Origin of the sequence: Neobacillus niacini, assembly GCF_036961885.1 — a bacterium.
Classification (GTDB): Bacteria; Bacillota; Bacilli; order Bacillales; family Cytobacillaceae; genus Neobacillus; species Neobacillus niacini_H.
On the sequence record NZ_JBALNQ010000013.1, the window covers coordinates 39,335 to 48,436 of the forward strand.

Here is a 9,102-nt window from a genome sequence, read left to right on the forward strand (position 1 = left end):
TTCATGAAAAAGGTTAGCTTTTTTCAATCTATCCATGTAAAATTCGTCATTATCTATGTACTGCTTATTTTAGTAGCGATGCAGATTATTGGTGTTTATTTTGTTCGGCAGCTTGAAGAGACCTTAAGGACTAATTTTCAAACCTCCATAAAGGAACGTGTTAATTTACTTGCTTATAATGTGGTCGAAGAGATGGAAAAGAAAAGAACCCCTGAGGACCCGATTCTCGAAGATGAAATTAGGAAAATACTTCGTGATTTTGAATCTGCTGATATCTATGAGGTCAAAGTGATTGATGGGAAATCTCGTAAAGTCCTTGGAACCTCTAACCCCAATAATCAAGGAGTAGTTGGTCAAAGGACAACGGAGCTTAAGATTACCCAATCGATTAACTTGGCGGAGGATCAAAGCATTATTAAAATTGATCAAAAAAGCGGTCATCGAATTTGGGTGTTGTCAACTCCCATTCAATCAGGCAGTCAAGTAATTGGCGCGATTTATTTGGAGGCAAAGTTAGAAAATGTATTTTCCCAAATGAAAACGATCAATGGTATTTTTGCGACAGGAACGGGAATTGCTTTAGCTATTACTGCTATTTTAGGAATCCTTCTTGCCCAAACGATTACTAGACCGATTACCGATATGAAAAAGCAAGCCATGGCCATGGCGAAGGGGAATTTTTCGCGGAAGGTACGAGTATATGGTCAGGATGAAATAGGAACGTTAGCGATGACCTTTAACAATTTAACGAAAAAGCTGCTAGAGGCTCAGGCTATGACTGAAGGCGAAAGAAGGAAGCTTTCTTCTGTATTATCCTATATGACAGATGGTGTGATTGCGACAGACCGGAAAGGCAGAGTCATGTTAATCAATGAACCGGCAGCAGAGATGTTGAATGTTTCACGTGAAACAGTTCTCTCACAACCGATTGTTTCTTTATTAGGGTTAACGGACACCAATACATTTGAGGATTTATTAGAGGAAAAGGATTCATTGATTTTAGATTATAGTACAAAAAAAGAACGATATATTTTACGTGCTAACTTTTCTGTTATTCAAAAAGAGACAGGTTTTGTCAATGGATTGATTGCAGTCCTTCATGATATAACAGACCAGGAAAAAATAGAAGCAGAAAGAAGAGAGTTTGTAGCGAATGTATCACATGAACTAAGAACGCCGCTCACGACAATGAGAAGCTACTTAGAGGCATTGGCAGATGGTGCTTGGAAGGATGAAGAGATTGCTCCTAATTTCTTAGAGGTAACTCGGACTGAAACGGAGAGAATGATCCGACTAGTGAATGACCTGCTGCAGCTCTCTAAATTAGATAGTACAGATTATCGACTGAATAAAGAATGGGTAAACTTTGTTGATTTCTATGACCGAATTATTGATCGGTTTGAAATGGCGAAGGACCAAAATGTAGGCTTTAAAAGGAAGCTTCCTGACCACGCGATTTTTGTAGAAATTGATGAAGATAAGATGACCCAGGTCCTTTACAATATCATTTCGAATGCCCTTAAGTACTCCCCTGAAGGTGGACTAGTGACCTTTTCAATTAAAGAGGAAAGCGAAAAAATTATCGTCAGTGTTTCTGACCAGGGTGTGGGGATTCCGAAGGAGAATATCGGAAAAATCTTTGAACGTTTTTACCGAGTCGATAAAGCAAGAACGAGAAAATTAGGTGGTACAGGATTAGGTTTAGCGATTGCCAAGGAAATGGTTTATGTTCATGGGGGCGTCATTTGGGCTGAAAGTGAAGAAGGCAAAGGTACGAAGGTTTCCTTTTCACTGCCATACGAGCAATCTGAAGAGGATGAATGGTCATGAAATACGAAAATAGTAAATCAGTGATTTTAATATTTCTAATCTTGGTTAGCATAATTTTAACTTGGAATCTTTGGACCTACCAGCCTAATTTTGACATGATGGAAAGCAGCGATGATTATGTTGCCGAGGTAACATTGAAAGAAAAACAGGAGCTCCAGGAGATTATTACGCCTGATTTAGTGCTTTTTCATCATAATGGCCAGCACTATGGAACAACCAATGCAGTGGAATTAGATAAAATGATGGATGAAATAAGGAAATGGTCCTTTTACGACGTCGAAAATTATTCTGATAATGTTGAGAACATTAAAGAATTGGTCCATGGAAATGGTAATGCAGAAATTGTATTTCCTGCCGATGTTCCAATTGAAATTTATCGTAGTGTATTAAAATTTGAGGAAAAGAGAATTCCTGCCTTTAATTTTAACCGAATTATTATTAATGTTGAGAATTCTGAAAAGGGTAATGGGATTGTTTATTTTGTTTCATCCGATTATCAAAAGGTTTACATGAGTCATATATCGCCAGGTTTATTAAATGAGTTTAATCGGAATTTTTTTAAAAATGCTGTGGAATATCAAGCGTACTTTGCCTTTGATGCATCAGAACAGCGGACAATTTTCATCCCTGATGGAAAATTGGAAATGATGGAATATAAGTACTTGCCGGTCGTCCTTAACTCGGAGGCATTTAAAGAGGCCTTGTTTAGTGATCCGAGTTTCGTTCAAAGAGGAACGATCTCCCAGGTTGAAGAATATAGTGACGTTTCTAGTAAAATGACGGTAGATTCTAATACAAATATGCTGCTCTACATTAATCCTAACGCAGAGTCCAATTATGTTGAGAACTCGTATGATTTATTAATGAGAAGCATTGACTTTATTAATGGTCATGGCGGATGGACAGACCCATATCGGTATGTTGCAAAGGATGAAAAGCGGAAATCTGTCAAATTCCGTTTATATAGTACTGATGGTTATCCTGTTTTTAATGAAAGTGGAATGTCAGAAATTCAAGAAGTATGGGGCAGAAATGAGATTACAAAATATGTTAGACCGAATATAGCGCTAGAGCTGCCGTTAACTACAGAAATGGCAAAGGTAACCGTTCCATCAGGATCAGAGGCATTAGAATTCCTTAAAAGCCGAAGGAGTTTTAAACCGGAATTACTGGATCAACTTGTGTTAGGGTACCGAATGACAAGGGCTCAAGATGTAAATAAACTAATCCTCCTAGAACCTTCTTGGTTTTATCGATATAACCAAGAATGGGGACAAATCACGAAGGAAGACCTAGGGGGGATTTTACATGGATTGGAGTAAAATTAAAACAATTTTTATTTTAACGTTTTTGATTTTAGATGTGTATCTATTATTTCAATTTATGAAAATTCGAGATGCTAATAAATATGAAATCATTACTGAGACCTCTATTGTAGAAAAGCTAGAGGCAGATGAAATTAGCTATAAAGAGCTGCCGAAAGCACCGATAAAGGGGCAATATCTTAGCGCCAAGCCTAAACTGTTTACAAAGGATGAAATAGCGAAACTTAAGGGGCAAACGGTGATTCTGAAAGAACCAAGTACAACATTACTAGTGAGGCTTGAAAAGCCAATCACCATAAATACAAAATTTGAGGCAGCCGAACTTGCTCCATTTATAAAGGATAATGTTTTGTACGGTGACCAATATCAATTTTGGAAGAAAAACGATAAAAATAATACGATTATTTACTTACAACAATATGAGAATATGACTTTATATGAAAATTTAAGCGGAATGATTACTTTTCAAATTGATGATAAAAATCAAATCATTTCCTATGAGCAAACCTTTTTGGAAGACATTGAAAAAATGACTGATCGAGAGGAAATCCTCCTGCCATTAAAGGCATTGGAAACCTTGCATCAAAAGGGTGTCTTGAAGTCAAAAAGCAAAATTACGAAAGTGGAGCTGGGCTATTCAACATTAATTCAGCTTGCAGCTTCGCAGGCTTTAGCGCCTACTTGGCGTTTTGTAGTAGATGATAAAGAAAGCCTTTATGTCAATGCACTAGAGGGACAGATCATCCAATTTAACAGCGATGAGACTAGGGATGTGGAGTGAAAGAAAATGTCATTACGTTATAGCATTTTAGCGAGCGGAAGTACGGGGAATTCGCTTTATGTAGAGTCAGACGAACACTCCTTTTTGGTAGATGCAGGATTTAGCGGCAAACAAATGGAGGCATTTTTTCAACATATAGATCGTGATATCAGTAAATTATCGGGAATTTTCGTGACTCATGAACACAGCGATCATATTAAAGGGATTGGTGTTTTGGCACGTAAATACAAGTTACCCATTTTTGCGAATGAAAAAACATGGCAGGCAATGGATCGTTTGGTAGGGGATATACCATTAGAACAAAAAATGGTTTTCAGTACTGAAAGTGTAAAAAGCTTCGGATCTACTGATATTGAATCCTTTGGTGTATCACACGATGCTGCAGAACCAATGTTTTATGTATTCCATCATTCCGGAAAAAAATTGGTCTTGATTACGGATACTGGCTATGTAAGTGACCGAATGAAGGGCATTATTTCAAATGCAGATGCCTATATTTTTGAGTCAAATCATGATGTGCAAATGCTAAGGATGGGAAGATATCCTTGGAGTATTAAACGAAGGATTTTAAGTGATCTTGGCCATGTATCAAATGAAGATGCAGCGATTGCGATGAGTGAAGTCATTGGTGACAATACAAAGAGGGTATACCTGGCTCATTTAAGTCTTGACAATAATATGAAGGACTTGGCAAGAATGGCAGTGGCGCAAACGCTGCAAGGCCAAGGATTAATCGTCGGAGAGCAATTTGACCTCTATGATACAGATCCGAAGGTTCCAACGATTCTTACTGCAGTGTAAGGGGGACAAAGATACTCGATGGGTATCTTTGTTCTTTTTTTTTATAAAATTCACCCTTAAAGAGTATAATTGTAAGTATAAGCCAAAATATAAATTAGTTGCTTATGAAAGGGAGACGTGGTGAAAATGGGTTACTATGATGATCATTCACAAGAGCGTTACCAAAGAAAGAGTGGGAACGGAAGGGGCTACCTTTTTTCAAGTATTATTGGTGCGGTAATTGGGGCCATGCTAGTTGTCATTTCAATTCCTACATTATCTAACCAGGGATTCCTTCCCTACAATGTTTCACCAAATCAAAATCAACCTGCTGGAGGTAATAACAAAAATCAAGATAATTTTATTCAACAACAGGTATCTTATGATGTACAAACAGACACAACAAAAGCAATTGATAAGGCTGCTGATGCGGTAGTGGGAATTAATAATATCCAGACGACCAACTTCTGGTATGATGAGTCCGGCGATAATCAAGGACCGGCGGGAACGGGGTCAGGTGTTATTTATAAAAAGGCAGGAAATAAGGCATATGTCGTAACCAACCAGCATGTGGTTGAAGGTGCTACGCATTTAGAAGTTACCCTTAATGACGGCACGAAGATACCCGCTAAATTGCTTGGTGGGGATGTATGGACAGATTTAGCGGTCCTTGAAGTTGATGCCGGCAAAGTGAAGAAAATTGCTGAGTTCGGTGATTCTGAAGCATTAAAGATGGGTGAACCGGTTATGGCGATTGGTAACCCTCTAGGAGCGACTTTCTCTGGTTCTGTTACACAAGGAATTATTTCCGGAATTAATCGGACGATACCAGTTGATATCAATCAGGATGGGATCATGGACTGGAACGCGGAAGTATTACAAACAGATGCTGCCATTAATCCTGGTAACAGCGGTGGTGCATTGATTAATATTGCTGGACAACTTATCGGAATCAACTCAATGAAAATTGCACAAAATGCAGTGGAGGGGATTGGCTTATCGATTCCGATAAACTATGCGCGACCGATTATTAATGACCTAGAGAAATTTGGTGTGGTAAAACGTCCTTATATGGGAGTCGATTTAAAATCAGTAGCTGAGATCCCAGGATATTATCAGGAAGAGGCATTAAAGCTGCCTCGCGATATCACTTATGGAGTAGCTCTTCGTCAAGTTGTCAATAATTCACCTGCAGCACAGGGAGGCTTAAGAGAGTTGGATGTCATTGTTGAGCTGGATGGCAAAAAAATACATGACGTCATTGATCTTAGAAAGCATCTATACCAGGAGAAAAAAATCGGCGAGCAAATGGAAATAAAGTATTACCGTGAAGGAAAGCTGCAAACAACTAGCATCACATTAGCTGAAGAGCAGGCCTAGAATAAAGCAGAAAGGTGTAAAAGCCTTTCTGCTTTTTATCGAAAATTGCAGGGGATAACTTATCAACAGGATGTGAATAGATTTAAAATCGAACTGTATATATTGTGGCGAACAAATGATTCCATACAATATGTGGATAAAAAATGTGGATATGTGGATAACTTCTGTGGATAACGTGTTTGTAAACTGTTTGTAAATTAAAAATGGGGGTTGTGGATTGTGAATATCTCAATTGTCACGGTTGGCAAATTAAAAGAAAAATATTTAAAAATGGGGATTGACGAATATTTAAAAAGATTATCAGCCTATGCCAAGGTAGAAGTTATCGAGGTAGCGGATGAAAAAGCACCAGAAGTTCTAAGTGAGTTAGAAATGGTTCAAGTAAAACAAAAAGAGGGCGAACGAATATTAGCTAAGATTAGCCAGGATACATATGTCATTGCACTTGCAATCAATGGAAAAATGCAATCATCCGAGGAGCTTGCTGATACATTAGATAAATTGGCTACCTATGGGAAAAGTAAAATTGCTTTTATCATAGGCGGGTCACTGGGTCTGAGCGATGAGGTAATAAAACGTTCCAACGAACAGCTTTCTTTTTCAAAAATGACCTTTCCTCATCAATTGATGAAATTGATTCTGGTGGAGCAGATTTATCGGGCTTTTCGGATTAACCGGGGGGAACCGTATCACAAGTAAATGAGGTTAGAGGAGGCATAATAATAAATAATACTATGAAAAATTTATGTCTGGATTCCTAAGATCGTGAGAAAAATCATTTTTAATCTCGAAAAAAATTTTTCCTAAACAAAGAAAATAGGTATATTTTTTCCTTTGGCATTGGAAAAAAATATACCTGTTTATAGTAATTTACCTATAACCAAGAATTGATTAGTAAAATCCTATTTATAATCGTATTTAATTCAAATTTCTTTAGGTAAATTATTAAGCATGTGTCTCAGAAAAAGAAATCCCTTTATACATTTGAAGTATGAGGGTCTTCTATTGTTGTTATTTTAGTAAGAAAATTATTACCGAAATAATCAATTAAAAAGAAAGGAAATGCACTTAAAACAGCCACAGTTTGATTAACATTAATAAAATTTTTTCGCTGATATTTAAATATTGAAGACTGGTTAAAAGTGTTTTGATAGTCAATGAAATTGAGGTTGGGTAGTTCAAATATTGAAAACAGAATAAAGTTTGCTTTCTTAAGGTTTTGCCTTAAAATAAAATACCAGTCATCCAATGTAAATAAAGTTAAATTTTGATAATCTGACTGTTCGGATACAATATTTTTATACCTTATATTCTCTTTAGCAGGTACACAATTTTGTTTATAGTCTAATTCATTCTTCTTAAGGTGTTTTAAAGACTCTACCATTGGATAGCTGATATAGATTTTTCCAAGTTCTGTTTCATTATTAAATATTTCTATCATTTCAGCTACAATGTCATCTGCATCATCTTCATTTTTTTTTGCATGACCATCATAATCAAAAAAAAGAAAAATTTGAGAAATGTCATTTTTACTGAGGTCCTTAAACTTTTCTGCTATATCGGATTCTCTTTCTTTTAAAACCTCAATAATATCCGTTTCAAACTCATCCTTTTTAAGAACGTCCCATAATCCATATATATTAGTTCTAAAGGGGAGAAATTCAATCTCTTGATCATCACTAAAAAAGTTTTTCTTAATATTTTCAATAATTTGTTTTTCTGTTTTTTCACCTTCAGAAATAATAGCAATTAATTCCTTACTCATCAAATGAACCAGCCTTGTACATTTTTTCTATATTATGTGCTTTACGTAAATCTTTGCTAGTTGAAAATGCAAAGGAATTAATTTCTCCCCTAACAAGGTTAAAATAACAGTCAGGTCTTAAAAGTTCATTATCCATAATACTAGTATTATGGGTTGTGATAATTGCTTGAGCATTTGTTTTTAAAACCTCTTTAACAACACGTCTTGCCAGTTTATTATGATAGAAAGAATCAAATTCATCTATGAATACTAATGACACATTATTTAGTTCAATTAGCCAAAAATAAAATAATGAGAGTGATCGAGTGCCCTTTGAGGCAATACTGAAAAAGTTTGCTATTCTGCCATTAAAGTCACAAAATAATTGTTTTTCCCCGTCCACTTCATGTTCAATAAGTTTGAAATTTAATCCTGCATTATTTAGGAATTGCTGAAAATCCTCTAATTTGCCTCTTTCAATAATTTCCTTTGCGATAGAACCATTTCCATTACGAAAGCCTTGATAATGGTTTCTTTCTAAAGAACTGAAAAGCAGCATATTATCGACAAAATTAAGAAATTTATCCAAGACTGAGTTCTCTTCTGTATCCGCTAGAACTGTATTGTTTTTAATGTATTTTACAAATGAAATATTTTTTTCATTTAAGTCTTTGTTAAGAGTTTCAGTTCCTTTAAGTTGAACATCATTTAGTTTATTTATGTGATCGTAGAATATAACTCTATGATTATTGATAAATAGTTCTTCCTTTAAAATCCTATCCGGAGCATCTTTTTCATATTTATACTCTAATATTGAGGAACCAAACTTAAATTTATAGCAAAATTCGGCAATTTTTTCTTTGGATTCTAAATTAAGATAATGTCTATAGTTTGTAAGATTTTTTTCTTTATCCGTTAAATTTAGAGTAATGTCAAAAAGTGCGAGACCAAGGTTAGACTTACCGCTTCCATTTTTTCCATAAACAAGGCTCGTTTTTATAATGCCTTCTCTAATAGCATCAATGCTAAATTCATAGTTTTTTATTTGATCGAGTCTCAATACCAATTCACTATTAAAGTTTTTAAAGTTCTTAACTCTAAATTCAATTAACATTTTATTCCCTCCCTTGTATTGTTTAATGATTTTTTCTCTCCGTTAAGCGTTTCTGTACTTTTAGTGTAATTCCTGACTAAAAAAGGAATATTAAAAACAATTAATATCCCTCTTTTAGTCCACTTATTTAGTTAAATTGTACTTTACT

8 protein-coding genes are annotated in these 9,102 nt (G+C 35.5%); 6 read left to right on the forward strand and 2 right to left on the reverse strand.

From position 1 onward, the window contains the following. Positions 1 to 3 precede the first annotated feature (3 nt). From walK to rlmH, 6 genes are all read left to right on the forward strand, one after another. Complete coding sequence (gene walK / locus V7124_RS07675; RefSeq protein WP_335414922.1) at positions 4 to 1,830, forward strand: cell wall metabolism sensor histidine kinase WalK; 1,827 nt, start codon at positions 4 to 6, stop codon at positions 1,828 to 1,830. Beyond that, a complete protein-coding gene (locus V7124_RS07680; protein ID WP_335487676.1) occupies positions 1,827 to 3,152 on the forward strand; it encodes a YycH family regulatory protein in 1,326 nt (441 codons plus the stop codon). The genes walK and V7124_RS07680 overlap by 4 nt, the downstream gene beginning before the upstream one ends. After that, positions 3,139 to 3,936, forward strand: a complete 798-nt coding sequence (locus V7124_RS07685) for a two-component system regulatory protein YycI (protein ID WP_335487679.1) — start codon at positions 3,139 to 3,141, stop codon at positions 3,934 to 3,936. Before V7124_RS07680 ends, V7124_RS07685 begins: the two co-directional genes overlap by 14 nt. A 6-nt stretch (positions 3,937 to 3,942) precedes the next feature. Further along, positions 3,943 to 4,737, forward strand: coding sequence for an MBL fold metallo-hydrolase (locus V7124_RS07690; RefSeq protein WP_335487682.1), 795 nt, complete (start codon positions 3,943 to 3,945; stop codon positions 4,735 to 4,737). 126 nt (positions 4,738 to 4,863) lie between these two features. Beyond that, a complete protein-coding gene (locus V7124_RS07695; protein WP_335487685.1) occupies positions 4,864 to 6,096 on the forward strand; it encodes a S1C family serine protease in 1,233 nt (410 codons plus the stop codon). 219 nt (positions 6,097 to 6,315) lie between these two features. Then, a complete protein-coding gene (rlmH, locus tag V7124_RS07700) occupies positions 6,316 to 6,795 on the forward strand; it encodes a 23S rRNA (pseudouridine(1915)-N(3))-methyltransferase RlmH (protein WP_335487688.1) in 480 nt (159 codons plus the stop codon). A gap of 277 nt (positions 6,796 to 7,072) precedes the next feature. On the opposite strand, the gene V7124_RS07705 is transcribed toward rlmH, so the two are convergent. Both V7124_RS07705 and V7124_RS07710 read right to left on the reverse strand, forming a co-directional pair. After that, positions 7,073 to 7,861 (reverse strand): hypothetical protein, encoded by a 789-nt coding sequence (locus tag V7124_RS07705; RefSeq protein ID WP_335487691.1) that lies wholly within the window; start codon positions 7,859 to 7,861, stop codon positions 7,073 to 7,075. Continuing rightward, positions 7,854 to 8,954: an AAA family ATPase gene (locus V7124_RS07710; RefSeq protein ID WP_335487694.1), complete on the reverse strand. Its 1,101-nt coding sequence runs from the start codon at positions 8,952 to 8,954 to the stop codon at positions 7,854 to 7,856. The genes V7124_RS07705 and V7124_RS07710 overlap by 8 nt, the downstream gene beginning before the upstream one ends. Positions 8,955 to 9,102 lie beyond the last annotated feature (148 nt).